A 25,568-nucleotide genomic window follows, 5' to 3' on the forward strand; every position below is an offset into this window, starting at 1 on the left:
GTGCGGGAGAAGATGCACCCGTTTTTGTCGTCCTTGTTGGTGGTGGGGCGTGGTGACCACCTCGGCACCGTCCGGGGTCCTCGCCGCCCACCGGGGCGCCCGCCGAGCCGGGGCTCGGCCCGTGGGTGATGCTCGGCAAGACCTTCAAGGGACTGACCGACCGGACGCTCGTTTGGCAGACCGGCGAGTTGCTCGCCCGGGAGACCGGGCGGGACGCCCGGACGGTGCCGGTCCGGCCGGAACTGGCCGTCGAGGTCGCCTTCGACGGCCTCCGGCGCAGCCCCCGCCACCCCACCGGGCTGGCCCTGCGGTTCGCCCGGGTGGTGCGCTAGCGGCCGGACAAGAGCGCCGCCGAGGCCGACACGGTGGCCTCCGTACGGGAGTTGGCCACCGCCGAAGGGCCTGTGAGGCCGTCCGCGCGGCCGGGTCCGCCGACCCGTCCGGCGAAGTACCGCGGGCTGAAACGCATAGCGCCGCAATGGGGGTTCACACACAGGGGCCGAATCAGCCATTCTCGATCCGGCCACCGTACCCCTCCGTGAACGGACCAGCGATGGCTAGGTTGACCGTGACAACGAGAGGCGGCCGCCTGGCAGTCGGCGCCGCCCTGGAGAAAGGTGCCCGACATGCAGGTGAGCGTCGACCGGGACCGTTGCTGCAGCTCCGGCATGTGCGTGATGAACGCCCCCGCGGTCTTCGACCAGGACGACCGGGACAGTCTCGTGATGCTCCGTCAGACCGTCGTGCTGCCCGAGCAGTTCGACGACGTCAGACTCGCCTCCGAGCTCTGCCCGGGCCGGGCGATCACCGTCACCGGGGACGAGCCCGCGCGGACCGGGGCCTGACGGACCCCCGCCGCCGGCCCCGCAGGCCGCCGGGAACCTTCCCGGGCCCCGAACCCCACGAGAACACCCGCGACGTGAGGAGACCCCCGCCTTGACCACCGCACCCACCACCCCCGTCCTCCCACTGCCGGCCCGGCACTCCGGCGGCTGCCCCTTCGGCCCGCCGCCCGCGTACCCCGAGGCCGCCGCCACCGGGCCGGTGACCAGGGCCGAGCTGCCCGACGGCGACCTCTGCTGGCTGGTCACCGGCTTCGCCGAGGTCCGCACCGTGCTGTCCGACCGCCGGTTCAGTGCCGACATACGCCACCCGTCCTTCCCGCTGCTGGTCGCCGGCGCTCGCGAGCTGATCACCGACAATCCGGACTTCCTGCGGCTCGACGACCCCGAGCACGCCCGCCAGCGCCGCATGCTCACCGGGGAATTCCTGGTCAAGCGGGTGGAGGCGCTGCGCCCGGAGATCCAGCTGATCGTGGACGAGGCACTGGACCGGATGACCGCGGGCCGGACCACGGCCGACCTGGTCACCGACTTCGCGCTGCCGGTGCCCTCGCTGGTGATCTGCCTGCTGCTCGGCGTGCCGTACGAGGACCACGACCGCTTCCAGAACCTGAGCCGCACGATGCTCAGCCAGGAGAGCACCGTGGAGCAGCTCCGGGAGGCCCAGGAGGAAATCCTGCACTACCTGCGCGACCTGACGGCCCGCAAGCGCGCACAGCCGCAGGACGACGTCCTCAGCCGACTCGCGGCGCGGGACGACCTGACCCCGGACGACGCGGCCGCCATGAGCGTGCTGCTGCTGGTCGCCGGGCACGAGACGACCGCGAACATGATCGCGCTGTCGACCGCGCTGCTGCTGGAGCACCCCGAGCAGATCCCCGGCCTGGCCGACCCGGCCACCCTGCCGGGCGCGGTGGAGGAGCTGTTGCGGCTGCTGACCATCGTGCACACCGGCCTGCCCCGGGTGGCGCTGGAGGACGTGGAGCTGGGCGGCGTCACCGTCCGGGCCGGGGAGGGCGTGATGGCGATGCTCTCCACCGCCAACCGGGACGAGGCGGTGTTCGGCGGCGCCGGCCATCGGGCGACGGACGAGCTGGACCTGTACCGGGACGCCCGGCGGCAGCTGGCGTTCGGCTTCGGCGTGCACCAGTGCCTGGGCCAGCCGCTGGCCCGCGCCGAACTCCAGATCGCCCTGGAGACGCTGTTCCGCCGGCTGCCGGGGCTGCGGCTGGCCGGCGAGCGCGAGTTCCGTACCGAGTCGTTCATCTACGGGATGCGGTCACTGCCCGTGACCTGGTGAGCGGGGCCCCATGGAGAAATCTCACCGGGCACCCTCCGCGTGAGCCTTTGCGCAGGCGGGCGGCCTGACCGTCCGCCTTCTCCGGGATCGTGTGCCGGATGCCGCGCCTGCGCAGGTAGGCGCGGCACGGGCCGTTGCTGTAGGCCTTGTCGGCGGCCACGCTGTCGGGCGTCTTCCGGGGCCTGCCCGGCCCTGTCCGCGGGACACGGATCTTCTCCAGTACCGGCTCGAACTGCGTGCAGTCCGCCCGCTGCCCCGGCATGACGACCAGGGACAGCGGGCGGCACCGGCCGTCCGCGCTCAGGTGGACCCTGCTGGTGAACCCGCCCCGCGAGCGGCCGAGGCCCTCGCCTCCACCACCACCTTCACCAGGCGGGCGACGAGGCTCTGCCACGGCGCCTCGCCCTGGTGTTCCCCGGGCCCAGCCCCCTTTGAGGCCACCGCTGGGACCACAGCGCGGTCAGCGCGTCCAGTGCTTCGCGATCCACTCCGAGCCCTCTCCCCAGTCGTCCACCCTCATGCCCGACGACGGCTCCCCGCCCGACGAGGGCCGCCCCGACCGATGGTCGGGAAACGGGTCGTGCCGAGCGGCCCGACGCCGTACCGTGGTCCGGTCGACGATCTTGGGGCAGCGACCCCACGAGGACCAGAGGACGGGGCTGGACACCATGCAGCAGTACCAGGGCTGGGCCGACGAACGGTTCGGCGCCGTGGCGGACGTGTTCGCCCGCAACTTCGCCGAGTTCCCCGAACTCGGCGCCGCCGTCACGGTGTTCGCCGGCGGGCGCAAGGTCGTCGAATTGTGGGGTGGGACGGCCGACGACCGCACCGGCCGGGCCTGGACGCAGGACACCGTCGTCCCGGTCTTCTCCTGCGCCAAGGGCGCGGTGAGCATCAGCACCCACCTGCTCGCCCAGCAGGGCCGCCTCGACCTCGACGCGCCGATCGCCCGCTACTGGCCCGAGTTCGCCCGCCACGGCAAGCAGGACATCACCACCCGCATGATCCTCGGCCACCGCGCGGGCATCCCGGCCCTGGACGCGGCGCTCTCCTTCGAGGAGATCGCCGCCTGGGCTCCCGTCGTCCGCGCGATCGAGGAGCAGGAGCCGCTCTGGGAGCCCGGCACCGCCTACGAGTACCACGGCCACGTCCTGGGCTTCGCGGTCGGCGAGGTGATCCGCCGGATCACCGGGCTAACCCCTGGCGCGTTCCTCCGCAAGGAGATCGCCGAGCCGCTCGGCCTGCCGGTCTGGATCGGCCTGCCGGAGAGCGAACTCCCGCGCCTGGCCCAGCTGGTGGAGGCGGAGGGCCGCCGCCCGATGCCCGGCCCGGAGCACTTGCTGACCCGGATCGTGACGATGAACGGCGCCCTGGTCTTCCCCGGCCTGGACGTGCCGCACGGCTGGAACGACCCGGCCCTGCACGCGATCGAGCTGCCCGGCGCGGGCGCGGTCGCCTCCGCCACCGGGCTGGCGGGGCTGTACGCGGCGGCCGCCACCGGCCTGGACGGCGGCCCGCGCCTGCTCTCGCACGAGACCGTCACCGACGCGGTGGGCGAAGTCTCCTCCGGCGCGGGCTTCCTGGGCTTCGACATGGGCGCCCGCTGGGGTTCCGGCCTGCTGCTCGACTCCCCCGCCTTCCGCCCGCTGCTGGGCGAGCGCAGCTTCGGCAACGACGGCGCGGGCGGCCAGTTCGCCTTCGGGGACGACGAGTTCGGCGTCGGCTTCGGCTACGTCGCCAACCGGATGATCGGCCACGGCGACGCCCGCGCCAACCGGCTGATCGAGGCGGTGCGCGGGTGCCTGGGGTGACGGACTTCCTCGCGCGACTCACCGCGCTGGCGGCCACCGGCGGCCTGGACGGCCCGGACGGGCTGCGCTACAACGCCTCGCTGCCCGAACTCGCCGCCCACTACGGCGATCCCTGGGACGGCGGGCGGATCCACCGCGAGTCCCGCTGGCCGCACGGCTTCAGCTGGGGCGACGTGCAGACGGTGTTCTGCCACTGCCGCCGGCTCCAGTCGCTGTCCCTGCCCGTGTGGCACGGCGAACTCGAACTCCCGCTGGCCGGCGGCGGGTTGCTGACGCTCGACACGCACGTCACCGAGTCGGCCCTGATCGCCGCGCTGACCGCCGCCGGCTGCCGCTGGGAGACCGTGACGTACGAGAACGTCCCCGACCAGCGCACCCTGGAGGTGGCGGTGGCCGAGGAGGTCCGGGTGGCGTTCGTCCTCACCGACCGCGACGGTCACCAGGCCCGCGACGGCCACGCGGACCGCGAGGGCGGTGACGCGCCGCCGCCCGAGGACTGGCTGCTGAACAAGGCCCTGCTGTGGGGCTACGACCACACCGACTGCCCCGAGCCGGACCGCACCCTCCCGGACGACGGCTGGGGCGCCTCGCCCAACTGACGCGTACGGCCGGCCCGTTGCGCTCGACCTGTTGCACTCGGCCCGCTGCGCCCCCGCGCGCAACGGGCCGGGCGCGCCCCTGAAGTGGGCGCACCCCCGGAGCGGGGGCTCACGCCAGGGCGCGCGGCAGCACCACCCGCACCCACTCCTCCGGCTGCGACAGGTGCGGTGCGTGGCCGGCACCGGGGTACAGGTGCCGTTCCACCTTCGCCAGGGTGAGGTCGATGATGTCCAGCACCTCGCCGTACATCGGCGGGCTGTTGTCACTCTGCGTGAGCAGGGCCGGTTCCGTGAAGCGGGCCAGCGCGGTCAGGTCGAGGTCCAGGGCGTCCGGGTCCCGCAGCTCGTCCAGGTAGGTCGGCGCGTTGCGCACGTACGTGTGGCGCACCGGCGCGGGCAGCTGCGCCCAGGCCCCCGGCCCGAAGGTGACCGTCTCCACGAACAGCTCCGCCGCCGCGGCCGACTCTGCCTGCTCCAGCAGCTCCCGGACGGCGGTGATCCGGTCGGCGAGCGCGGTGGCGACCGGCCGCAGCTCGGGGTCGGCGAGCAGGATGCCGGCGCCGGGCGGCTCGTGCACGGCGATCCCCCGCAGCAGGTCGGGCCGGGCGGCGGCGAGCCGCAGCGTGATCAGCGAACCGTACGAGTTCCCGCAGACGAACGCCGGCGCGAGTCCGAGCCCCTCGATCAGCCCGGCCAGGTCGGCCGCGTCCTCGTAGACCGAACCCTGGGTGAGCGGGTCCTCACTGCGGCTGTGGCCCCGCCGGTCGTAGGCGACGACGGTGGTCGACTCGGCCAGGCCCGGCATCACGCGCGCCCAGCTGTCGGCGTCGCTCCACGAGCCGTGCACCAGGACGACGCCGGGCCCCTCGCCACGGGCCTCGTAGTGCAGCGACACCCCGTTCACCCTGATCTCGGCCATCACGAGCCTCCCGATCTCGGCGGTGCTCCCCCACCAGCCTGACACAGCCGCTCGGGGCGGCACCCCCGGGCCGAGTCCGTCACCGAGCGTGACGAACAGCGGGCGGCCAAGGGCTCCGGAAGGGCTCGGCTCAGACCCCGGACCGGCTCAGCCCATGCCCCGGGCCGGCGGCTCGTCCCGCGTGCCGTCCTCCGCCACCACCGTGAACCGGCCGGGCCCGGAGACCGACAGGTCCACCGGGTGGACGGACTTCGAGTCGTTGACGTCCAGTTCACTGCTCTTCCGCCCGGTCGCGGCGTCGACCCGGGTCAGCTTGTCCCGGGTCAGCGCCCACACCGACGCGCCGTCCACCAGCAGCCCCGTCACCTGGTCGTCCAGCCCGGCCGTCCAGCGCTTCCCGCCGTCGGCGAGCGAGTAGGCGACCAGGCGCCCGGTGGCGATGCGGCTGGGGTTCTTCCCCCCGCTGATCCGGACGTCGTCCGGCTTCTCGCCGGGGACGATCAGCTGGTCGCCGACGACCACCCCGCCGAACAGCGGACGGGCGGCGAACGCGTCGTAGGCGTGGGCACCGCCCAGCATGACGTCGAGGTCGTACTCGTCCCCCGCGACCGGGATCGACGCCCGCTGCCGCCCCGCCCCGTCGAAGCTGAGGACGGCGTGCGTCCCGCGCTCGCCCTGCGCGTCGACCCAGACCGCGAGGGGCTCGGTGGAGACCACCGCGACGTCCTTCAGCCCGCCCGTGACCGGCAGGGCGACCCGGGTCCGCTCCTGCCCGTCCGCCGGGGCCAGCGACCGCAGCACCGGCGCGGCGTCGCCGCACTGCGCGACCGTCACCACCTCCGCCGCCCCGCCCGCCACCTGCAACGGCGCGCAGCCGGCGTCCGCGTCGCCGCGCCAGGAAGCGCGCCCGTCGGCCAGGTGCACCGCGCGCCAGCCGGTCCGCTCCTGGAGGACGGCCTCGTCCCCGGCGACGGCGAGCAGATCGGGCGCCGCCGTGTCCCCGACGCGGCCGGGCGCGTCCGCCGCGGCGGTCCAGGCGGCCGTGCCGTTGGCGAGGTTGAGCGCCGTCACCGCCGCGCACGGCCGGTCGTGCGGGGAGTGGCCGAGCAGTCCGAGGCCGTGGCCCGTCCCGCGGCTCATGGCGCAGACGGAGTCCTCGCCCGGCGGGGTCCACCGCCACGCGACCTGCCCGGTGGCGCCGCGGTAGGCCACCACCTGGTCGGGCCGGACCCGCACCACCACGTCCCCGCTGGTCCAGCTGCCGACGGCGCGGATCGACGACGGCCGGTCCAGCGGCGCCTCCCAGGCGTCGTTGAGGCCGGTCCCGGCGAAGGAGACGAACACGGCGAGCCCGAACAGGATCCCGACGGCGACCGCGGGGAAGCCGCGCCGGGGGTGGAGCAGCGCCCACAGCAGGCCGGCCCCGCAGGGCATCAGGCCGAGGATGCTGACGATGCCCATGAAGTCGAGGCTCTCGCCGCCGTACCCCTGGGACGGCCCGATCAGCACGGCCAGGCCCATGCTCGCGAACATAGCCCCCAGCACCCCGCCGGAGACCACCATCCAGGCCTCCCTGTCCATCGCGAACCCGCCCCTGGCGAGGCGGACGGACCTGCGGGCCCACCCGGCCCCGGCGGCACTGTCCACGGGCCCCTCGGCCATGTCGGTCACTCCCCCGTCAAGCGCCGCCCACCGCATGAGCGACGATCATCGGATGATCGCAGAGCCTCGCTGGATCCTGAACAAAGACAACGGAAAACTCCCGGCCCCACCGACGGACGGTAGGTTGGCCCGGGGGCCGGGGCGCGGCACCGGGGCACGAAAGGGGCGGGGATGCAGCCGGGCGACGTACTCGACGGGCGGTACGAGCTGGTCGAGCAGATCGGCGAGGGCGCCTTCGGCGCGGTCTGGAAGGCCCGCGACGCGCGGATCCAACGGCTCGTCGCCGTCAAGGTGATGCTCCCGGGCAGCAACAACACCCCCAAGGACGCGGCCCGGTTCGTCCGCGAGGTGGCCACCGCCGGCGCGCTCAACCACCCGTCCATCGTCACCGTGCACGACTTCGGCCAACACGACGAGGCCGGCCGGCCGTTCTACTTCCTGGTCATGGAACTGCTCGACGGCGCCCCCCTCAGCCGCCACCTCGGCGACGGGCCGCTGCCCCTGCGCCAGGCCCTCACCTGGGCCGTCCAGATCTCCCAGGCCCTCGCCACCGCCCACCGGGCCGGCGTCGTCCACCGGGACGTCAAACCGGCCAACGTGATGATCCAGTCCTCCGGCGAAGTCAAGGTCGTCGACTTCGGCATCGCCCGGGTCGGCACCGCCGACGACGGCATCACCAGCACCAACGTCATCGTCGGCACCCCCGCCTACATGGCCCCCGAACGCTTCGACAGCCGCGGCCTCGACGCCCGCTCCGACCTCTACGCCTTCGGCTGCCTCCTGTACGAACTCCTCACCGGCCGCACGCCGTTCCGCGGCACCCTCTACGAACTCATCCGCCAGCACGGCGAGGTCCACCCCGCCGCCCCCGGCACCCTGCGACCCGGCCTGCCCGCCGACGTCGACACCCTCGTCCTCGAACTGCTCGCCAAGGACCCCGACCGGCGGCCGCCACACGCCGACCAGGTCGCCCAACGCCTGCTCCACCTCGCCGAGCAGGCCGAACAGCCCCCGGCCGGCTACCACGCCACCGTCCGGGACGTCCCCGCCGCCGAGGAGGACCCGTACGTCCTCGCCCGCCGGCGGGAGGCGGACGCGCTGTTCCAGCACACCCGCGACCAGGCCGCCCAGGTCGCGCTGCAGTTCGAGACCAGCATCGCCCAGCGGCGCCGCCAGCTCGACCAGGACCTCGCCGACCAGCGGGCCCACGCCGAGGCCCGGGCGCAACAGATCGTCACCGACGCCCAGCAACGCGGCGAGGAGCTCGAACGGGAGGCCGCCGCCCGGGCGGCCGCCAGCCTCAAGCAGCTCACCGAGGCCGAACAGCGCACCGACCTGCTGCGCCGGCAGACCGACAAACTGCGCAACGACGCCGAGAGCCTGCGCCGCACGGTCGACAACGCCCGCCGCCAGGCCTCCGACTTCCTCGCCGACGCGGCCGCCAAGGCCGGCCTCGGCCCGGCCACCGAACCCCGCCGCTCGATCGCCCCGCCGGCCGGCACGCAAACCGGCTCCCAGAGCGGCGCGCAGACCGGCTCGCAGCGCCGGAAGCTCCCGAGCATGCAGGACCTGCTCTCCGGCCGGAGCCGCTCCACCGGCGGCGGAGACCAGCCGGGCCGCCCCTCCTGACCTCGCCCCGACGCCCCGCCCCAACGCCTCGTACCCGGAGGCGAGTCGGCCCGCCAGGCCCAGTCCACGCGGGCCCCACCCCCGCGCCACCGGCTGGACCCTGCGGCCCCTGCTCACGCACCGCGACCCGACCGCGGAACCGTAGAATCCGCAGGTAGACACCAGGGAAGGATTTCGCGTGTTCCAGGCGCAGCGGCCGCGCACCGCACAACTGACCCCACGACTCGGCGACGACGGGACGGGGCGGGTCGAAGCCGTCGCCCTGCTGCTGCCCGGCGGGTTCCTGCGCAGCCGGCGCGGACCGCTGAAGGTCGCCGAACTGGGCCTGCGCCGCCTCACCGCCGAACTCGCCGACCGCGGCCGCCCGCACGGCCTCGCCGTCCACCTGCTGCGCTACCGCTACAGCGGCTGGAACGGCACCGACGCCGACACCGCCGTCGACACCCGCTGGGCCCTCGACGAACTCGCCCGCCGCTACGGCGACGTACCCGTCGTCCTCATCGGCAACTCCCTCGGCGGGCGCGCCGCCTTCTGGTGCGCCGGGCACCCGAGCGTCGTCGGCGTCGCCGGCATCGCGCCCTGGCTGCCCAGCGGCGACCCCGTCGACCACCTCGCCGGCCGGCGCGTCCTGATCGTCCACGGCACCGGCGACCACAGCGCCGCCAACGCCAACCAGTCCCTCGAATACGCCCTGCGGGCCCGCCCGGTCGTCCCCGACCTCGCCCGCTACGAAGCCCCCGGCGCCAACCACTACCTCATCCGGCAGACCGCCGACATCAGCGCCCTCACCACGGACTTCACCCTCGACACCCTCAAGGCCGAACCGGCCCCCCTCGCCTCCGGCACCGTCTGCACCCGCCTGCCCACCCGGCGCGCCTAGGTCCAGCCCCGGAACCCGCGGTCGACCAGCGGGACCCGGCCACCGGGATCCGACCAGCGGCACGAAATCGGGTTGGCGGTCGACCGCCCGCCTTGCCTATGGTCGGGGGATGACCACTCGAACCTTCCGCATCATGGTGCGCGGCGTCTTCGACGGCCTGAGCGCCGAGCAGCACGCCGAACTCCTCGCCCGCGCGCCCGAACACGACGTGCTGCGCGCGGCCTTCACCCGCGAGGGACACCTCAGCTACGACCTCGGCGCGCGGGCCGCCTTCACCTTCCGCTTCCTCGACTCGGGCGAGGCGGAGGAGGACATCCTGGCGGCCGCCGAGCGGGCCGAGCAGGCGGCGCGAACCTGGCTGGCCGAGCGCGGCTACGGCTACAAGAACCTGCGCTCCCAGGCCGAGGACCTCTCGCAGGCACCGCTCGGCAAGCGGCAGCGCCGCGCCGCCAACGCCGGCTAGCCCCCTCCCCCCTCCCGCTACCTCCTTGACGGCTCGCCGCACCGGTATGCTTGAGTAGTCAAGGAGGTAGCAATGACAGACCCGCACGCCAACCCGCACACGAACCCACCGGCCGACCCGCAGGCCAACCCTCAGGCCGACCCGCACCCGGGCACCCGGCCCGACCCGCTGGACACCGCCCTGCGGCTGGTCCGCGCCCAGGCCGCCGTGGCCAAGCGCTTCGACGCGGGCCTCAGCCGCCTGCACGGCGTGAGCCTGTCCGACTTCACCCTGCTGCTCCACCTCGGCCACGCCCCCGGCGGCCGGATGCGCCGGGTCGACCTCGCCGAGGCCCTCGGCGTCACCGCCTCGGGCGTCACCCGCGGACTGGCGCCGCTGGAGCGGATCGGCCTGGTGAGCCGGGAGGCGGCGGCCCGCGACGCCCGGGTCGCCTACGCGGCCCTGACGCCGACCGGCCGCGAACGACTCGCCGAGATGCTGTACACGGCCCGGAAGGTCGCGGCCGAGCTCTTCGCCGCCGACCAGTGGAGCCCCGACGACCTCGACCGCCTCGCCGTCCTGCTCACCCGCCTCGGCGGTACCGCCCCCGACCAGCGGCCGGGGGCGGCCACAGCCCGCGACTAACGGACCAACGGACTGCTGGACTGCCGAACTACGAAACTGCTAGATCCCGAACGGCGCCGCGTACCGCACCGTCCCGGACGGCAACGGGTGCCGCTCCGGGTCCAGGGCGAGGGCCATCAGCGCCTCGCCCCGGCCCGGCGCCTAGGCTGAGCCCTGCACCCCGGCACCGCCGCACCACCGCGAAGGGCAGCAACCCCATGACCCACACCCCCGGGCAGCAGCCCGGCCAGGAGCCCGCCCCCGACCTGGCCGTCGACGGCACCGGCCTGCTCTGCGTCCAACTGCTGCTGCGCCTGCGCGCCCGGATCGCCGACCTGCCGGCCGGCGCGGTGGTGCACATCCACACCACCGACCCCGCCGCCCCCCTCGACCTGCCCGCCTGGTGCCACCTGACCGGCCACGACTACCTCGGCCCCGTCCCGCACCCGGCCACCGACCGCGAGGTGTACGCCCTGCGCCTCACCGCCGCAGCCCGCCCGACCCGCGCCGACCGCCCCTGGCACCCCGCGCCGGACCCGGCCACCGACTGACCACCCCCGGCCCGAAATCCCCACGCGCCCACCCCCACCGCCGGTGAACACTGCCCCCATGACCGCAGAAACCCTGGCGAACGCCCTGATCGGCCACCCTCCCGACGCCCGCCTCCTACTGCTCAACTGCGATGACTTCGGCCTGGACGAGGACGTCAACCTCGCCGTGGTCGACTCCGTCCTGCGCGGGATCGCCGCCTCCTGCAGCCTGATGCCCCCGTGCCACGCCGCCCCGCACGCGCTCCGACTCCTGCGGCGGCACCCGGAGATCCCCTTCGGCGTCCACCTCACCCTGGTGTGCGAGTCGCCGGCCCGCCGCTGGGGCCCGCTGGCCGCCCGCGACCACGTCCCCTCCCTGCTGGACGAGACCGGCGAGCTGTACGCGCCCACGCCCGCCGGGCGCACCGCCCTGCTCGCCCGAGCCCGACTCGACCACGTCGAGCGGGAGTTCCGCGCCCAGATCGACGCGGTCGCGGCGGCCGGGCTCGCCCCCACCCACCTCGACTTCCACTGCCTGGCCGACGGCGGCCGCACGGACATCCTCGAACTCACCCTCGCCCTGGGCGCCGAGTACGGCCTCGCGGTGCGGATCTGGCTGCCACCCGCGCTCGCCCGGATGCGCGAGCGCGGCCTGCCGGTCGTCGACCACGGCTTCCTGGACAGCTTTGCCGTCCCCCTGGACGACAAGCCCGCCCGCTACGCGCGGCTGCTGGCCGCGCTGCGGCCGGGCCTGACCGAGTGGGCCGTCCATCCGAGCCTGGCCGGGCCGGCGTCCCGTCGTACGGACGACGGCTGGCGCGTCCGCCGCTCCGACTACGAGTTCCTCACCTCCCCCGAGGCCCGCGGGCTGCTCGCCGAGCACGACGTCACCGTGCTCGACTACCGGCCGCTCCAACGAGTGTGGCGGCCGCCCCGCCCGGCTCCCTTCGGCGGTCCGGTGTGCCACGATGGGGAGAGCCGAACGGCCAAGCCTCACAAGGAGGTTGACCACCATGGATCCGATCCTCAGCTGCCACTGGCACGACCAGGACGGCGAGTGGGCACTGTCCGTCAGCCGCAACGGCGGCGGGTGGGAGCTGCTCGCCGCCGCGCCCCGCTGGTCCGAGTCGCTCCCGTTCGCCGGGCCGGAGGACGTCCGCCGGCTCGCCCAGGCGCTGCTGGACCTGCCGTCCGATCCGGAGCCGTACGAGTTCGAATGGCGGCTCTCCCGGACGGAGTTCGAGCGCACCGAGAACGAGCGCACCCACTTCGCGACGCTCGCCGTCGGGCTGGACCCTACCGACGGCCACCGCCCCTACCTCGCCTACCAGTCGTACTACCACCGGGGGCAGGCGAGCGGGCTCGGCCTGGAGGTGATCTGCGAGGACCCCCCGGTCGACCGCCTCCGCGCCCAGGCCCACGCCCTCCTCACCGACCTCCCCGGCCCCCCGCCCGCCCGGCCGCAGCCCCCCTCACCCGGCTGAGCGCAACCGCCCTCCCCAGTCCCCCCCCACCGGGTCACGGGATCACCGGATCAGCGGATCACGCCGTCCGCCGCAGCAGCGCCAGGTACATCGCGTCCGTCCCGTGCAGGTGCGGCCAGAGCTGCACGTCCGGCCCGTCCCCGAGCGCGGGGACGCCGGGCAGCAGCGGGCGCGCGTCGATCCACTCGACCCGGCCGCCCTCGGCCCGCACCACGTCGTCCACCACGGCCCGGGTCTCCGCGAGGTGCGGCGAGCAGGTCGCGTACCCGACCACCCCGCCGACCCGGGTGGCGTCGATCGCCGAGCGCAGCAGGTCCCGCTGGAGCGGGCCGAAGGCCGCGACGTCGGCGGGGCGGCGGCGCCAGCGCGCCTCGGGGCGGCGGCGCAGGGCGCCCAGGCCGGAGCACGGCACGTCGACCAGCACCCGGTCGAAGCCGCCGGAGCGCCAGGCCGGGCGGGTGCCGTCCGCGGTGATCACCGTGTACGGGCCGGGGTTGCCCTCCAGCGCCCGGGCGACCAGCCGCGCGCGGTGCGGCTGCTTCTCGCTCGCGACCAGCCCGGCGCCGCGTTCGGCGGCCAGCGCCGCGAGCAGCGCGGCCTTGCCGCCGGGGCCGGCGCAGCCGTCCAGCCAGAGCCGGTCCGGGCCGTCCAGCGGGGCGTTGGCCAGGGCGAGGGCGACCAGCTGGCTGCCTTCGTCCTGGACGCCCGCCCGGTTGTCCCGGACGGCCTCCAGCGAGCCCGGGTCGCCGCCTTCGGCGAGCCGCAGCGCGAACGGGGACCAGCGGCCGGGCTCGGCCTCGGGCAGCGCGTCGGCGAGTTCGCCGACGTCGACCCGGCCGGGGCGGGCGACGAGGGTCACCTCGGGCCGCTCGTTGTCGGCGCGCAGCAGGTCCTCCAGGGCGCTGCGCCCGGAGGCGTCGGGCTGCCAGCGGCCGAGCGAGTCCCAGAGCGCGGAGACGACCCAGCGCGGGTGCGAGTGGACGACGGCGAGGTGGTCCTCGGCGTCCTTCTCGTACGGCGGGGCGACCTTCTCGATCCAGGCGTCCAGGTCGTGGGCGCTGATCCGGCGCAGGACGGCGTTGACGAACTTGGCCTTGCCGTCGCCGAGCACCACCCGGGCCAGCTCGACGGTGGCCGAGACCGCCGCGTGGCTGGGGATGCGGGTGGTGAGCAGCTGGTGGGCGCCGAGCGAGAGCACGTCCAGGACCGGCGGGTCGACCTTGCTGAGCGGCCGGTCGATGCAGGCGGCAATGATCGCGTCGTAGGTGCCCTGCAGGCGCAGGGTGCCGTAGACGAGCTCGGTGGCGAGGGCGGCGTCGCGCCGGTCCATGCCCTTCTGCTCGGCTTCGCGGAGCAGCGACGGCAGGATCAGGTTGGCGTACGCGTCGCGCTCGTCGACGGCGCGCAGCGCGCGGAACGCGACGATCCGGGCCGGGTCCTTCTTCGGGCGGCGGTGCGGGCGGGGGGCGCGCTGGGCGCTGGGGGTGGTCACAGGGTGCCTCAAGGTGCTGCGGTGGCTATCGGTGGCTATCAGACGATTATCAGTGGTTATCAGACGAACAGTAACGCTAAACCTGAGCCTCAGCCCTCGGAGCCGAAGCGCTCCCCGGACTCCAGCCGCGCCCCGCGCGCCCAGTCCGCCGCCCGCATCTCCTTCTTCCCCTGCGGGCGGACCTCCCCGAGTTCGACCTCGTGGCTGCCCGTCCCGACCCGCACGCTGTTCTTGCCGACCACGGCCAGCTCCCCGGGCGCCAGGGCGGACGAGTCGGTCAGCAGCTTCACCGGCCCGGTGATCTTCAGCCGCTCGCCGCGGAACTCCGTCCAGGCGCCGGGCGCCGGGGCGCAGCCGCGCACCACGCGGTCGATCCGCAGGGCGGGGTGGCTCCACTCGATGCGCGCGTCCTCGACGGTGATCTTCGGGGCGAGCGTGACGCCCTCGGCCGGCTGCGGGAGGGCGTGCAGGGAGCCGTCCTCGATGCCGTCCATGGTGGCGGTGAGCAGTCGCGCGCCGGACACCGAGAGGCGGGTGAGCAGTTCGCCGCTGGTGTCGGTCGGGCGGATCTCCTCGGTGATCACGCCGTAGACCGGGCCGGAGTCCAGGCCCTGCTCGATCAGGAAGGTGGCCGCGCCGGTGACCTCGTCGCCGGCCAGCACCGCGTGCTGGACGGGGGCCGCGCCGCGCCAGGCGGGCAGCAGCGAGAAGTGCAGGTTGACCCAGCCGTGCTTGGGGATCTCCAGCGTGCCGGGGCGCAGCAGCGCGCCGTAGGCGACCACCGGGCAGCAGTCGGGGGCGAGTTCGGTGAGCCGGGCGACGAACTCCGGGTCGCTGGGCTTCGCCGGCTTGAGGACCTCGATCCCGGCCTCCTCGGCGCGCTGGGCGACGGGGCTGGCGACCAGCTTGCGCCCTCGCCCGGCGGGGGCGTCGGGGCGGGTGACCACCGCGACGACCTCGTGCCGGTCGGAGGCGAGCAGGGCGTCCAGGGCGGGAACGGCGACCTCGGGGGTGCCGGCGAAGACGAGACGCATCAAGTGCCTTTCTGCAAGAAGACGTTGGAGATCAGAGGGTTCAGCGTCAGAGGGTTCGGCGCCAGAGGGTTCAGCGCGCGGCGCCGAACGTGCTGTGCGGGGAGACCTTGACGACCGGCGCGGGCGCGCCGCCCCAGTCGGTGTCGCGGATCGCCTTCAGCGCGGCCTTGCGCTGCTCGCGGTCGAGCCGGTCGATGAAGATGATGCCGTCGAGGTGGTCGGTCTCGTGCTGGATGCAACGGGCGAGCAGCTGGGTGCCCTCCAGGGTGACCGGATCGCCGTACATGGTGAAGCCCTTGGCGACCACGCCGTAGGCGCGCTTGGTGTCGTAGCGCAGGCCGGGCAGCGAGAGGCAGCCCTCGGGGCCGTCCTGCTCCTCCTCGGTCAGCGACAGGTCCGGGTTGATCAGGTGCCCGGTGACACCGTCCACGTGGTAGGTGAACACCCGTAGGGAGACGCCGAGTTGGGGCGCGGCGAGGCCGGCGCCGGGGGCGTTGAGCATGGTTTCGGTGAGGTCGCCGACCAGGGTGCGCAGTTCCTTGTCGAACGTGGTCACCGGCTGGGCGGTGGCCCGCAGGACGGGGTCTCCGAAGAGCCGGATCGGCTGGATCGCCACGGGGTACGGGCTCCTGTCCGTCGAGGGTGCTGGGCTGCGGGCAACTACGGGTTCCCGGCAAGTCTATGCAACGCACCCAGCCCGCCGCCCATGCCCTCACACCGCCCCTCGCGCGGCCCCTCGCCGCCCCTCGCACCACCCTTCGCGCGGCCCCGAACGCCCCTCCCCCACCCCGGCACCGGCTTCTGGCATATCCCGAGTCTGCCCGGCGGCGTTACCCCGGCCCCCGCTTCGGCGTTGGTCAAGTGAGATTGACCGGGGCCGGGCGCACGGGACACCGCGCCCCGGCCGAGCTGAACCGTACGGAAGGTGGCACGTAGGCCATGGCCGAGCAGATCAACCACGACGCCCGGGCGCGGGCAAGCCTGCACCTGCTGGTGCGGGACATCGAGCGGGTGAGGCGGCAGGTCGACGCGCTGCGGACGCTCACCGCCCAGTTGGGCAACGTCTACCGTCCGCGCCGGCCCAGCACGTCGGCCGGCTTCGTGGTGTACGGACGGGCGCCCGCGCCGACCGTGCGCCTGGCGCAGGAGCTGAGGGAGAGCGTGGAGACCCTGGTCGCGGCGGCGGTCGAGTTCGACCGGGCGCTGGGCTTCTCCTGGGACTCGGTGGGCTCGGCCCTCGGGGTCACCAAGCAGGCCGTGCACCGCCGGTACGGGATGCGCCGCCCGACCAGCGAACTCCTCGCCGCCAGCGGTGCCGTCCCGGGCCAGGGCCGCCCGGACCGCTCGGAGGAGCTGCCCGCCGTGCCGTCCGGCGGGCTGGCGGCGACCGTCCCGGCGGCCCGCCAGGGCGGCCTGGACCGCAGCAGCCTCGACCGCAACGCCCTCGACCGCACCGCGCTGGAACGCGGCCCCCTCGACCGCCCCCCGGTCGACCGCACCACCCCCGAGCGCACCCCGATCGACCGCACTCCGATCGACCGCACCCCGATCGACCGCACCGGCATCCCGCTGCGCGGCTGACGCCGCCGTCCGACCAGCGCCATCCGGGGCGGGGTGGCCACTCACCCCGCCCCCGCCGGCCTCACCCGATGTCGGTCGGATCCACCCGCACCCGGACCGCCTCCGGCGTCCGCAGCGCGATCCGCGCGATCTGCGCCGCCTTGAGGGCGGCCGCCAGCGCCGCCCCCTGCCCGGGCGGCACCCGCAGCAGCGCGCGTTCTTGTTCCTCCCCGCGCAGGGCCGGGGCCGGTACCGGCCCGAGCACGTCCGCCTCCGAGGGCAGCCGGATCAGCCCCAGCAGGTCGGCCACGGCCGCCGGGCTGCCGCTGACCGACGCCATCCGCGACACCGGCGGGAAGTGCAGCTGCGCCCGCTCGTCGCGTTCCAGCCCGGCGTGGCCCAGCGGGTCCCAGCGGACCAGGGCCTGCACCGGCCGCGCCGACGGCTCGGCGACCACGACCACCGAGCCGCCCTCCTCGGCGGACCGGACCAGCGCGGCGGCCGCCAGCCAGAGCCGCAGCGTCTCCTCCCCGGCCCGCAGGTCGGGCCGGCCGAGCAGCGCCCAGCCGTCCAGCAGCAGCGCGGCCCCGTACCCGGTGCCACCGTCCACCACCGGCTCCGCGCCGGGCGTGGAGATCACCAGCGACGGCTCGTCCGGGACGGTGGCCAGCACCGCGTCCCGTCCGGAGGTGCGCACCGGGATCCGCGGGAACGCCTTGCCCAGTTCCTCCGCCGTGCGCCGGGCGCCGACCACTTGGGCGCGCAGCCGGAACGAGCCGCACTCGGGGCAGTGCCAGTCCGTCTCCGCCTCCCCGCACCAGCCGCAGTTCAGCGCGGCGTCGGCCGCGGGCGCCTCCAGCGGGCCCTCGCACCGCCGGCACCGGGCGGGGGTGCGGCAGCGCGCGCAGGACAGCCGGGGCACGTAGCCGCGCCGGGGCACCTGGATGAGCACCGGGTGCCCGGCGGCCAGTGACTCCCGGGCGGCCTCCCAGGCCACCGAGGGCAGCCGGGCGGACTGGGCGGCGCCGTCGCGGTGCTGGTCCTGGTCGGTGACGGTCCGCACCCGCGGCGCGATCCGGCGCACGGTCTCCCGGTCGGCGGTCAGCGGGCGGGCCCACCCGGTGCTGACCAGCTGCGCGCCCTCCACCGTGACGGCGTGGCCGCCGAGCAGCACGGCCGCGCCCTCTTCGGCGGCGCGCAGCAGCGCGACCTCGCGCACGTGCGGGTGCGGGGCGCGCGGGTCGCTGTGGCTGTTGTCGCCGTCGGACCAGACGACGACCAGCCCGAGGTCGCGCACCGGCGCGAACATGGTGGCGCGGGTGCCGATCACGGCGTGCACCGAGCCGCGGCTCACCGCCAGCCAGCGCCGGTAGCGCTCGCGCGGGCCGAGGTCGGCCTCCAGGGCCACGTGCCGGCCCGCGCCGAGCAGTTCGGTGAGCGCCTGGTCGACCCGGGCCACCGACCGCCCCTCGGGCAGCACGACGAGCGCGCCGCGCCCGCCCGCCAGCGTGGCGGCGACGGCGCGCGCGATCTCGTACGGCCAGCCGGGGCCGGGCAGCGCCGCCCAGACGGCGCGCGGCGCGCCGCCGTCGGCCAGCGCGGCGAGGAAGTCGGGCCCGGCCGGGTAGCGCTGCCAGCCCCCGGGGGCGGGGGCCGGGGGGCGCGGGAGCGCCGGCGGCGAGGGCTCGGCCTCGGCCTTGGCGTGCCGGGGCGGGACGGCCAGTTGGAGGACGTCGGCGAGGGTGCCGGCGTAGCGGTCGGCGACGGTCCGGCAGAGCCGGAGCAGCTGGGGGGTGAGCACGGGCTCGGGCGAGAGCACCTGGGCGAGCGGGGCGAGCGGGCCGGGGAAGTCGCTCTTCTCCAGCCGGGCGACGATGAACCCGTCGTGCAGTTCCCCGCCCTCGCGCTGGCCCTTCACCACGCGCGCGCCGAAGCGCACCCGCACCCGGGCGCCCGGGCGGGCCTCCTCGGCCATCGCGGCCGGCACCTCGTAGTCGAAGAACTTGTCGATGGTGAGCACGCCCTTGTCCACCACGACCCGGGCCACCGGCAGGTGCTCGGCCCGCTTGGCGCCGCGCCACGTCCGGGGCTTGGCCCGCTTGACCGTCTCCCGGATGAACGCCAGCTGCTCCGGCTCGGCCCCGTTCTCCGTGTTCTCCGTCTCCCCTGTGCTGCTCATCGCTCCCAGTACTACCAGGTCACACCGACAGAACGCACAGAAGCGGCGCCCACCCCGCCCGGGGGTAGGCGCCGCTTCCGGACGATCAGGCCGTTCAGTCCTTCACGGCCGCCTTCAGCTGCTCCACCCGGTCGGTGCGCTCCCAGGTGAAGTCGGGCAGCTCACGGCCGAAGTGGCCGTACGCCGCGGTCTGGGAGTAGATCGGGCGCAGCAGGTCCAGGTCGCGGATGATCGCGGCCGGGCGCAGGTCGAAGACGTCGGTGACGGCCTTCTGGATGGACAGCACCGGCACGGTCTCGGTGCCGAAGGTCTCGACGAACAGGCCCACGGGCTCGGCCTTGCCGATCGCGTACGCGACCTGCACCTCGGCGCGGCGGGCGAGGCCGGCGGCGACGATGTTCTTCGCCACCCAGCGCATCGCGTACGCGGCCGAGCGGTCGACCTTGGACGGGTCCTTGCCGGAGAAGGCGCCGCCACCGTGGCGGGCCATGCCGCCGTAGGTGTCGATGATGATCTTGCGGCCGGTGAGGCCGGCGTCGCCCATCGGGCCGCCGATCTCGAAGCGGCCGGTCGGGTTCACCAGCAGGCGGTAGCCCTCGGTGACCAGCTTGATGCCCTGGTCGGCGAGCGCCTTCAGCTCGGGCTCGACCACGAACTCGCGGATGTCCGGGGTGAGCAGCGACTCCAGGTCGATGTCACTGGCGTGCTGGGTGGAGACCACCACGGTGTCGAGACGGACGGCCTTGTCGCCGTCGTACTCGATGGTGACCTGGGTCTTGCCGTCGGGGCGCAGGTACGGGATGGTCCCGTTCTTGCGGACCTCGGTCAGGCGGCGCGAGAGGCGGTGCGCGATGGTGATCGGCAGCGGCATCAGCTCGGGCGTCTCGTCGGACGCGTAGCCGAACATCAGGCCCTGGTCGCCGGCGCCCTGCTTGTCCAGGTCGTCCTCGTCGCCCTCGACCCGAGCCTCGTACGCGGTGTCGACGCCCTGAGCGATGTCGGGCGACTGCGCGCCGATGGACACCGACACGCCGCAGGAGGCGCCGTCGAAGCCCTTCTTGGAGCTGTCGTAGCCGATCTCCAGGATCTTGTCCCGGACGAGCTGGGCGATCGGCGCGTACGCCTTGGTGGTCACCTCGCCGGCCACGTGCACCTGGCCGGTGGTGATGAGCGTCTCCACGGCGACCCGGGAGGTCGGGTCCTCTCGCAGGAGAGCGTCAAGGATGGTGTCGCTGATCTGGTCAGCGATCTTGTCGGGGTGTCCCTCGGTGACGGACTCCGAGGTGAACAGGCGGCGAGACACAGCGCTCCCTGGGGTTGCAGCGGCTGCTGACTGAAGGCCCCCGGCGAACCGGGGACATCCGGAAAGACTTGATTCCTGGAGTCTAACGGGATGCCTCCGCCGAACGTCACCCGCTTCCGGAAATCTCGACCGATCTCCAGCAGGGCTTGATCAGTCGCCGACCGTTTCCAGCCGCTTGACGACCAGGTCCCAGACCACGTCCGCCAACGCCTCCTTCGGACCCACCGGAACGGCCGTCTCACTGCCGTCCGAGCCCAGCACCACGGCCTCGTTGACGTCCGTCCCGAAGGCCTTGCCGTTGCCCACCTCGTTGACGACCAGCAGGTCGCAGCCCTTGCGGGCGAGCTTGGCGCGGCCGTTGGCGAGCACGTCGTCGGTCTCCGCCGCGAAACCCACCACGAGTTGGCCCGAACGGGCGCGGTGCGCCGCCAGCTCGGCCAGGACGTCGGGGTTGCGGACGAGGGCGACCGGCGCCGGCTCGACGCCCTCGACCTTCTTGATCTTGCCGCTGGCGTACTCGGCGGGCCGGAAGTCCGCCACGGCCGCGGCCATGACCACGGCGTCGGCCGACGCCGCCGCCTTCAGGGCCTCCTCGCGCAGCTCCAGCGCGGTCGAGACGTGCACCACGTCGACCCCGGCCGGGTCGGCGAGCTCCGCGTTGGCCGAGACCAACGTCACGCGCGCCCCACGGGCCGCGGCCGTCACGGCCAGCGCGTAGCCCTGCTTGCCGGAGGAGCGGTTGCCCAGGAACCGCACCGGGTCCAGCGGCTCGCGGGTGCCGCCGGCCGAGACCACCACGTGCCGGCCCGCCAGGTCGGTCGGGGCGGCCCCGCCCCGGCGCAGCACGGCCCGGCAGGCGTCGAAGATCGCGGACGGCTCGGGCAGCCGCCCCTTGCCGGTGTCCTTGCCGGTGAGCCGCCCGACGGCCGGCTCCAGCACGATCACGCCGCGGCGGCGCAGCGTGGCGACGTTGTCCCGGGTGGCGGGGTGCTCCCACATCTCGGTGTGCATGGCGGGCGCCAGGACGACCGGACAGCGGGCGGTGAGCAGGGTGTTGGTGAGCAGGTCGTCGGCGAGGCCGTGGGCGGCCTTGGCGATCAGGTCGGCGGTGGCGGGGGCGACCACGACCAGGTCGGCCTGCTGGCCGATCCGCACGTGCGGCACCTCGTGCACGCGCTCCCAGGTCTCGGTGGCGGCCGGGCGGCCGGAGAGCGCGGCCCAGGTGGCCTCGCCGACGAAGTGCAGCGCGGCCTCGGTGGGCACCACGGTGACCTGGTGGCCGGACTCGGTGAACCGGCGGAGCAGCTCGCACGCCTTGTAGGCGGCGATGCCGCCGCTGACGCCGAGGGCGACGCGCGGCGCGTCCGCCGGCCCGCTCCGGTCCGAAGTCGCGCTCATACTCCCGCTCTCCTCCACTCCTGGGACGTGCACACCCTACGGCCCCTCAGCCGCCGCGCGCACCGTGGTCGATCCCACAGCCCCCGGGAATGCCGAAGGGCCCGGCGGAAACGATTCCGCCGGGCCCTTCCACAAGAAACTTCGGAGCACCGCCTCAGGCGGCTTCGATCGCCTCGGCGGTCAGCATGCCCGCGTTGATCTCGCGCAGCGCGATCGACAGCGGCTTCTCGTGCACGTGGGTGTCGACCAGCGGGCCGACGTACTCGAGCAGGCCCTCACCGAGCTGGGAGTAGTACGCGTTGATCTGACGCGCGCGCTTGGCGGCGTAGATCACGAGGCTGTACTTGGAGTCGGTGGCCTCAAGCAGCTCGTCGATCGGCGGGTTGATGATGCCCTCGGGCGCGGTCATGGAAGAGGACACGCGAAAACCTTCCGAAAGGGTGGAAAAGACAGACAGGTCAGGCTACACCGAGCAAGGCTAGCAGTTCGGCCGCTACCTGCTCGACGGAGGTGTTGACAAGGGTCGTGTCGAACTCGGTCTCGGCCGCGAGCTCGACCTTGGCCGCCTCCAGCCGCTTCGCGATCACGTCCTGCGACTCCGTGCCCCGACCGGTCAGCCGTCGGACCAGCTCGTCCCAGCTCGGCGGGGCCAGGAAGACCAGCTGCGCCTCGGGCATCGACTCGCGCACCTGGCGGGCGCCCTGGAGGTCGATCTCCAGCAGGACGGGCTCGCCGCGCTCCAGCTTCTCCAGCACCGCCGAGCGCGGGGTGCCGTAGCGGTTGCCGGCGAAGACGGCCCACTCCAGCAGCTCGCCGTTGGCGATCAGCTTGTCGAACTCGTCGTTGTCGACGAAGTGGTACTGGACCCCGTTCTGCTCGCCCGGCCTCGGGTGCCGGGTCGTCGCCGACACCGAGAGCCAGACCTCGGGGTGCTGCTTCCTCATATGAGCGACGACCGTGCTCTTGCCGACCCCCGAAGGGCCGGAGAGCACGGTCAGCCGCGGACGCTCACTCATGCACCGATTATCCCGGATCGCGGACGCTCCCGGGACCACGGGGCACGGTCAGGCGGCACCGCCGCCGAACTCCCGCTCCAGGGAGGCGATCTGGTTCGTACCGAGGCCGCGGACGCGCCGGCTCTCGCTGATGCCGAGGCGTTCCATGATCTGCTTGGCACGGACCTTGCCGACGCCGGGAAGGGACTCCAGCAGTGCGGAGACCTTCATCTTGCCGATGACGTCGTTCTCGGCCTTTCCGGCCTTGATCACCTCGTGCAGGGAGGCGCCGGAGTGCTTGAGCCGGTTCTTGACCTCGGCGCGCTCCCGGCGAGCCTCGGCGGCCTTGGCGAGCGCGGCGGTGCGCTGTTCAGGGGTAAGGGGCGGAAGAGCCACGCCGTTCACCTCAGGGTGTGGAAGGAAGGGATTGAGCTATGACTGGTTTGGATCCCAGGACACCGTCCGCAAGGGGAACCACAGGGCCCTTGACCTGCGGGAGCTACGGGTTTCGCGGCTCGCCGATGACCTATCGCCGGACACTACCCGGATTGCGGCGCCACGTCAGGAAAAGAACACGAAAAGTCCTGGTCAGCCAAGGCCGACCAGGACTTTCCAGGGCAAAATGACCGCGATTGCGAAACTTTGACGCCGCCAATGTGACGGCGCTCACGTCAACTTCGGTGGGGTCCGGGGACCCTCGCCGGGCTGCGCACACTGCGCAGGGTCATCGCCCCGCTACGCGCTCGCGCCCGCGATCGCCGCTACTTCACCACGTCCGCTACTTCACCGTGTCTGCTACTTCACCGCGTCCGCGTACTCGCCGACGAACCGCTCGGCCGCCGAGCGCAGGGCCGCCACCGACGGACCGTGCTTGAGCACGTCCCGGCTGACGCTCGGCACCACGTTGATCACCGCGGCGCCGAACACCCGCGGCAGGTCGGCCATCGTCGCGCCCTGGGCGCCGATCCCGGGGGCCAGCAGCGGGCCGTTGATGGCCAGTTCCACGCCCGCGTCGGCGAGCGTCGCGCCGACGACCGCGCCGAAGGAGCCCAGCGGGGCGGCGTCGCCGTTCTCCGCCGCCAGCTGCCGCAGCACCGAGGCCGCGACCGACTCGCCGTTCGCGCCGACCGCCCGCTGCACCTCGTGGCCCTCCGGGTTGGAGGTGAGCGCCAGCGCGAACACCCCGCAGCCCTGCGCGCGGGCCAGGTCGAGGGCCGGGCGCAGCGAGCCGAAGCCCAGGTACGGGCTGACCGTGACGGCGTCCGAGAACAGCGGGCTGCCGGGCGACAGGAAGGCCTCCGCGTAGGCGGCCATGGTGGAGCCGATGTCGCCGCGCTTGGCGTCCATCAGGACCAGCGCGCCGGCCGCCCTGGCCTCCTCGACGGACTTCTCCAGCACCGCGACGCCCTTGCTGCCGAAGCGCTCGAAGAAGGCGGCCTGCGGCTTGAGCACGGCCACCCGGTCGGCCAGCGCCTCGACGACGGTGCGGCTGAAGGTCTCCAGGCCGGCGAGGTCGTCGCCGAGCCCCCAGGCGGCGAGCAGGGAGGCGTGCGGGTCGATGCCGACGCAGAGCTGGCCACGGGTGTCGAGGGCCTGGCGCAGCCGGGCGCCGAACGGGGCGAGGGTCATGTCGTCCTTCCGGAAGGTCGTGGGGAGGCCGCACGGAGGCCGTGCGCGGGTCCTACACGGCTCGCACGGGGCGTCGTACGGAGCCGTGGCGTACGGAGGTTCAGGAGGAGGCCTTGGCGCCGTCGACGGCACTGCCGACGGCGGCGGCCAGGTCGCGGTAGCCCGCGGCCCGGATCCGGGCGGAGAGGCCCCGGTGGATCCGGCGGCACCAGAACGGACCCTCGTAGATGAAGGCGCTGTAGCCCTGGACGAGGTCCGCGCCGTGGACGATCCGCTGCCAGACGTCCTCGGCGGTCTCGACGCCGCCGACCGAGACCAGCGTCAGCCGGCCCCCGGTCCGGGCGCGCAGGCGCTGGAGCACCTCCAGGGCGCGGGCCTTGAGCGGGGCGCCGGACAGGCCGCCCATGCCGATCTCCTCGACCCGGGCGGCGTCGGTGCGCAGGCCTTCGCGGCCGATCGTGGTGTTGGTGGCGATGATGCCGTCCAGGCCCAGTTCCAGGGCGAGGTCGGCGACCGCGTCGACGTCCTCGTCGGCCAGGTCGGGGGCGATCTTGACCAGCAGCGGGACGTGGTGCGCGGTGGTGCGGTCGGCGGCCTCGCGGACGGCGGCGAGCAGCGGGCGCAGGTGGTCCACGGCCTGGAGGTTGCGCAGCCCGGGGGTGTTCGGCGAACTGACGTTGACGACCAGGTAGTCGGCGTACTTGGCCAGCCGCTCGGTGGACTTGACGTAGTCGGCGACGGCGTCGGCCTCCTCGACCACCTTGGTCTTGCCGATGTTGACGCCGATCACCGGGGTGGAGCTGGTGTGCGGGCGGGCGGCGAGGCGCGCGGCGACCCGGGCCGAGCCCTGGTTGTTGAAGCCCATCCGGTTGATCAGCGCGCGGTCCTCGACCAGGCGGAACAGCCGGGGCGTCGGGTTGCCCGGCTGGGGCTCGCCGGTGATGGTGCCGATCTCGACGTAGTCGAAGCCGAGCATCGCCAGGCCGTCGATGCCGACGCCGTTCTTGTCGAAGCCGGCCGCCAGGCCGAACGGGCCCGGCAGGTCGAGGCCGAGGGCGGTGGTGTGCAGCGCCCGGTCGCGCGGGGCGAGCACCAGCCGCGCCAGCGTGCGCAGGCCGGGCACCGAGGAGGCGAGCCGGATCCAGAAGAAGGCGAGGTGGTGGGCCTTCTCGGGGTCCATCTTCTTGAAGACGAGGTCGAACAGCAGCTTGTACAAAAACCCAACTCCCGGATCAGGGCCCGGATCTGAGCGTGAG

The 25,568-nt window shown here is 74.1% G+C and carries 25 protein-coding genes and 3 pseudogenes; 13 read left to right on the forward strand and 15 right to left on the reverse strand.

All coding sequences use genetic code 11. The features are described from left to right. Positions 1-128 precede the first annotated feature (128 nt). From ACFVX9_RS16040 to ACFVX9_RS16050, 3 genes are all read left to right on the forward strand, one after another. Positions 129-332: a hypothetical protein gene (locus ACFVX9_RS16040; protein ID WP_387982104.1), complete on the forward strand. Its 204-nt coding sequence runs from the start codon at positions 129-131 to the stop codon at positions 330-332. A 294-nt stretch (positions 333-626) separates the two neighbouring features. Next, positions 627-845 carry a ferredoxin gene (locus ACFVX9_RS16045; RefSeq protein ID WP_363372684.1) on the forward strand — a complete coding sequence of 73 codons (219 nt, stop codon included), beginning with the start codon at positions 627-629 and terminating at the stop codon, positions 843-845. Positions 846-936: 91 nt separating this feature from the next. Beyond that, positions 937-2,142 carry a cytochrome P450 gene (locus ACFVX9_RS16050; RefSeq protein ID WP_380487095.1) on the forward strand — a complete coding sequence of 402 codons (1,206 nt, stop codon included), beginning with the start codon at positions 937-939 and terminating at the stop codon, positions 2,140-2,142. Here the strand turns inward: ACFVX9_RS16050 and ACFVX9_RS16055 are convergent. Then, complete coding sequence (locus ACFVX9_RS16055; protein WP_387982106.1) at positions 2,105-2,536, reverse strand: transposase; 432 nt, start codon at positions 2,534-2,536, stop codon at positions 2,105-2,107. The genes ACFVX9_RS16050 and ACFVX9_RS16055 overlap by 38 nt on opposite strands. Before the next feature lie 274 nt (positions 2,537-2,810). Between ACFVX9_RS16055 and ACFVX9_RS16060 the strand changes: the two genes are divergently transcribed. Both ACFVX9_RS16060 and ACFVX9_RS16065 read left to right on the forward strand, forming a co-directional pair. Then, the gene (locus ACFVX9_RS16060) at positions 2,811-3,953 is read left to right on the forward strand and encodes a serine hydrolase domain-containing protein (protein WP_387982138.1); all 1,143 of its coding nucleotides are present in this window, start codon (positions 2,811-2,813) and stop codon (positions 3,951-3,953) included. Further along, positions 3,950-4,552 (forward strand): hypothetical protein, encoded by a 603-nt coding sequence (locus ACFVX9_RS16065; protein ID WP_387982108.1) that lies wholly within the window; start codon positions 3,950-3,952, stop codon positions 4,550-4,552. The genes ACFVX9_RS16060 and ACFVX9_RS16065 overlap by 4 nt, the downstream gene beginning before the upstream one ends. A 109-nt stretch (positions 4,553-4,661) precedes the next feature. Here the strand turns inward: ACFVX9_RS16065 and ACFVX9_RS16070 are convergent, their stop codons facing one another. Together ACFVX9_RS16070 and ACFVX9_RS16075 are read right to left on the reverse strand one after the other, a co-directional pair. Beyond that, positions 4,662-5,471, reverse strand: coding sequence for an alpha/beta hydrolase (locus tag ACFVX9_RS16070; RefSeq protein WP_363372692.1), 810 nt, complete (start codon positions 5,469-5,471; stop codon positions 4,662-4,664). A 147-nt stretch (positions 5,472-5,618) separates the two neighbouring features. After that, the gene (locus ACFVX9_RS16075; RefSeq protein WP_387982110.1) at positions 5,619-7,133 is read right to left on the reverse strand and encodes a PQQ-binding-like beta-propeller repeat protein; all 1,515 of its coding nucleotides are present in this window, start codon (positions 7,131-7,133) and stop codon (positions 5,619-5,621) included. Between the two features lie 171 nt (positions 7,134-7,304). Here ACFVX9_RS16075 and ACFVX9_RS16080 point away from each other — a divergent pair, with 171 nt between their 5' ends. From ACFVX9_RS16080 to ACFVX9_RS16095, 4 genes are all read left to right on the forward strand, one after another. Continuing rightward, a complete protein-coding gene (locus ACFVX9_RS16080; RefSeq protein ID WP_063346742.1) occupies positions 7,305-8,762 on the forward strand; it encodes a serine/threonine-protein kinase in 1,458 nt (485 codons plus the stop codon). A 178-nt stretch (positions 8,763-8,940) separates the two neighbouring features. Next, positions 8,941-9,642 carry an alpha/beta hydrolase gene (locus tag ACFVX9_RS16085; protein WP_380487103.1) on the forward strand — a complete coding sequence of 234 codons (702 nt, stop codon included), beginning with the start codon at positions 8,941-8,943 and terminating at the stop codon, positions 9,640-9,642. 109 nt (positions 9,643-9,751) lie between these two features. Then, the gene (locus ACFVX9_RS16090) at positions 9,752-10,105 is read left to right on the forward strand and encodes a DUF6204 family protein (RefSeq protein WP_387982113.1); all 354 of its coding nucleotides are present in this window, start codon (positions 9,752-9,754) and stop codon (positions 10,103-10,105) included. 72 nt (positions 10,106-10,177) lie between these two features. Continuing rightward, the gene (locus tag ACFVX9_RS16095; protein WP_380559651.1) at positions 10,178-10,729 is read left to right on the forward strand and encodes a MarR family transcriptional regulator; all 552 of its coding nucleotides are present in this window, start codon (positions 10,178-10,180) and stop codon (positions 10,727-10,729) included. Between the two features lie 39 nt (positions 10,730-10,768). Here the strand turns inward: ACFVX9_RS16095 and ACFVX9_RS16100 are convergent. Next, a pseudogene (locus ACFVX9_RS16100) lies at positions 10,769-10,855 on the reverse strand (GNAT family N-acetyltransferase); the annotation flags it as partial. 71 nt (positions 10,856-10,926) lie between these two features. Here ACFVX9_RS16100 and ACFVX9_RS16105 point away from each other — a divergent pair. The 3 genes and pseudogenes from ACFVX9_RS16105 to ACFVX9_RS16115 all read left to right on the forward strand — a co-directional run bounded on the left by ACFVX9_RS16105 (position 10,927) and on the right by ACFVX9_RS16115 (position 12,722). Continuing rightward, positions 10,927-11,259 (forward strand): sulfurtransferase TusA family protein, encoded by a 333-nt coding sequence (locus ACFVX9_RS16105; protein WP_387982115.1) that lies wholly within the window; start codon positions 10,927-10,929, stop codon positions 11,257-11,259. A gap of 58 nt (positions 11,260-11,317) precedes the next feature. Further along, positions 11,318-12,058: pseudogene (locus ACFVX9_RS16110) on the forward strand (ChbG/HpnK family deacetylase); the annotation flags it as partial. 193 nt (positions 12,059-12,251) lie between these two features. Then, positions 12,252-12,722, forward strand: a complete 471-nt coding sequence (locus ACFVX9_RS16115; protein WP_363372707.1) for a hypothetical protein — start codon at positions 12,252-12,254, stop codon at positions 12,720-12,722. Between the two features lie 58 nt (positions 12,723-12,780). Here ACFVX9_RS16115 and ACFVX9_RS16120 read toward each other — a convergent pair whose 3' ends face one another. The 3 genes from ACFVX9_RS16120 to def form a co-directional block, all read right to left on the reverse strand. After that, on the reverse strand, positions 12,781-14,214 hold the full coding sequence (locus ACFVX9_RS16120; protein ID WP_387982116.1) for an RsmB/NOP family class I SAM-dependent RNA methyltransferase: 1,434 nt from the start codon (positions 14,212-14,214) through the stop codon (positions 12,781-12,783). Positions 14,215-14,303: 89 nt separating this feature from the next. Beyond that, positions 14,304-15,248 (reverse strand): methionyl-tRNA formyltransferase, encoded by a 945-nt coding sequence (gene fmt, locus ACFVX9_RS16125; protein ID WP_063346749.1) that lies wholly within the window; start codon positions 15,246-15,248, stop codon positions 14,304-14,306. A 70-nt stretch (positions 15,249-15,318) separates the two neighbouring features. Then, positions 15,319-15,864: a peptide deformylase gene (def, locus tag ACFVX9_RS16130; RefSeq protein WP_063346750.1), complete on the reverse strand. Its 546-nt coding sequence runs from the start codon at positions 15,862-15,864 to the stop codon at positions 15,319-15,321. Positions 15,865-16,187: 323 nt separating this feature from the next. On the opposite strand from def, the pseudogene ACFVX9_RS16135 reads away from it, so the two are divergent. Beyond that, positions 16,188-16,741 (forward strand): annotated as a pseudogene (locus ACFVX9_RS16135) (hypothetical protein); the annotation flags it as partial. Positions 16,742-16,890: 149 nt separating this feature from the next. On the opposite strand, the gene ACFVX9_RS16140 reads toward ACFVX9_RS16135, so the two are convergent. The 8 genes from ACFVX9_RS16140 to ACFVX9_RS16175 form a co-directional block, all read right to left on the reverse strand. Beyond that, entirely contained in the window at positions 16,891-18,987 is a 2,097-nt protein-coding gene (locus ACFVX9_RS16140; RefSeq protein WP_380370769.1) for a primosomal protein N', read from the reverse strand. A gap of 94 nt (positions 18,988-19,081) precedes the next feature. Further along, positions 19,082-20,290, reverse strand: a complete 1,209-nt coding sequence (gene metK / locus ACFVX9_RS16145) for a methionine adenosyltransferase (RefSeq protein WP_063346752.1) — start codon at positions 20,288-20,290, stop codon at positions 19,082-19,084. Between the two features lie 150 nt (positions 20,291-20,440). Further along, on the reverse strand, positions 20,441-21,688 hold the full coding sequence (gene coaBC / locus ACFVX9_RS16150) for a bifunctional phosphopantothenoylcysteine decarboxylase/phosphopantothenate--cysteine ligase CoaBC (protein WP_380370773.1): 1,248 nt from the start codon (positions 21,686-21,688) through the stop codon (positions 20,441-20,443). A gap of 154 nt (positions 21,689-21,842) precedes the next feature. After that, a complete protein-coding gene (gene rpoZ / locus ACFVX9_RS16155; RefSeq protein WP_030240625.1) occupies positions 21,843-22,109 on the reverse strand; it encodes a DNA-directed RNA polymerase subunit omega in 267 nt (88 codons plus the stop codon). Between the two features lie 37 nt (positions 22,110-22,146). Then, on the reverse strand, positions 22,147-22,704 hold the full coding sequence (gmk, locus tag ACFVX9_RS16160; protein ID WP_380370776.1) for a guanylate kinase: 558 nt from the start codon (positions 22,702-22,704) through the stop codon (positions 22,147-22,149). Positions 22,705-22,752: 48 nt separating this feature from the next. Then, positions 22,753-23,079, reverse strand: a complete 327-nt coding sequence (mihF, locus tag ACFVX9_RS16165; RefSeq protein ID WP_063346755.1) for an integration host factor, actinobacterial type — start codon at positions 23,077-23,079, stop codon at positions 22,753-22,755. A 399-nt stretch (positions 23,080-23,478) separates the two neighbouring features. After that, positions 23,479-24,312 carry an orotidine-5'-phosphate decarboxylase gene (gene pyrF / locus ACFVX9_RS16170; RefSeq protein ID WP_380370779.1) on the reverse strand — a complete coding sequence of 278 codons (834 nt, stop codon included), beginning with the start codon at positions 24,310-24,312 and terminating at the stop codon, positions 23,479-23,481. 100 nt (positions 24,313-24,412) lie between these two features. Then, entirely contained in the window at positions 24,413-25,528 is a 1,116-nt protein-coding gene (locus ACFVX9_RS16175; protein ID WP_380370782.1) for a quinone-dependent dihydroorotate dehydrogenase, read from the reverse strand. Positions 25,529-25,568: the final 40 nt, after the last annotated feature.

Origin of the sequence: Kitasatospora sp. NPDC058243, from assembly GCF_042882025.1 — a bacterium.
Taxonomy (GTDB): Bacteria; Actinomycetota; Actinomycetes; order Streptomycetales; family Streptomycetaceae; genus Kitasatospora.

Excerpts from the sequence above, each read along its gene's own strand:
- ACFVX9_RS16045 (WP_363372684.1), top strand. The coding sequence starts at position 627 with ATGCAGGTGAGCGTCGACCGGGACCGTTGCTGCAGCTCCGGCATGTGC.
- ACFVX9_RS16080 (WP_063346742.1), top strand. The coding sequence starts at position 7,305 with ATGCAGCCGGGCGACGTACTCGACGGGCGGTACGAGCTGGTCGAGCAG.
- ACFVX9_RS16075 (WP_387982110.1), bottom strand. The coding sequence starts at position 7,133 with ATGGCCGAGGGGCCCGTGGACAGTGCCGCCGGGGCCGGGTGGGCCCGC.
- pyrF (WP_380370779.1), bottom strand. The coding sequence starts at position 24,312 with ATGACCCTCGCCCCGTTCGGCGCCCGGCTGCGCCAGGCCCTCGACACC.
- ACFVX9_RS16105 (WP_387982115.1), top strand. The coding sequence starts at position 10,927 with ATGACCCACACCCCCGGGCAGCAGCCCGGCCAGGAGCCCGCCCCCGAC.
- fmt (WP_063346749.1), bottom strand. The coding sequence starts at position 15,248 with ATGCGTCTCGTCTTCGCCGGCACCCCCGAGGTCGCCGTTCCCGCCCTG.
- gmk (WP_380370776.1), bottom strand. The coding sequence starts at position 22,704 with ATGAGTGAGCGTCCGCGGCTGACCGTGCTCTCCGGCCCTTCGGGGGTC.
- ACFVX9_RS16070 (WP_363372692.1), bottom strand. The coding sequence starts at position 5,471 with ATGGCCGAGATCAGGGTGAACGGGGTGTCGCTGCACTACGAGGCCCGT.
- ACFVX9_RS16095 (WP_380559651.1), top strand. The coding sequence starts at position 10,178 with ATGACAGACCCGCACGCCAACCCGCACACGAACCCACCGGCCGACCCG.
- ACFVX9_RS16140 (WP_380370769.1), bottom strand. The coding sequence starts at position 18,987 with ATGAGCAGCACAGGGGAGACGGAGAACACGGAGAACGGGGCCGAGCCG.
- coaBC (WP_380370773.1), bottom strand. The coding sequence starts at position 21,688 with ATGAGCGCGACTTCGGACCGGAGCGGGCCGGCGGACGCGCCGCGCGTC.
- ACFVX9_RS16090 (WP_387982113.1), top strand. The coding sequence starts at position 9,752 with ATGACCACTCGAACCTTCCGCATCATGGTGCGCGGCGTCTTCGACGGC.
- ACFVX9_RS16040 (WP_387982104.1), top strand. The coding sequence starts at position 129 with ATGCTCGGCAAGACCTTCAAGGGACTGACCGACCGGACGCTCGTTTGG.
- ACFVX9_RS16060 (WP_387982138.1), top strand. The coding sequence starts at position 2,811 with ATGCAGCAGTACCAGGGCTGGGCCGACGAACGGTTCGGCGCCGTGGCG.
- ACFVX9_RS16115 (WP_363372707.1), top strand. The coding sequence starts at position 12,252 with ATGGATCCGATCCTCAGCTGCCACTGGCACGACCAGGACGGCGAGTGG.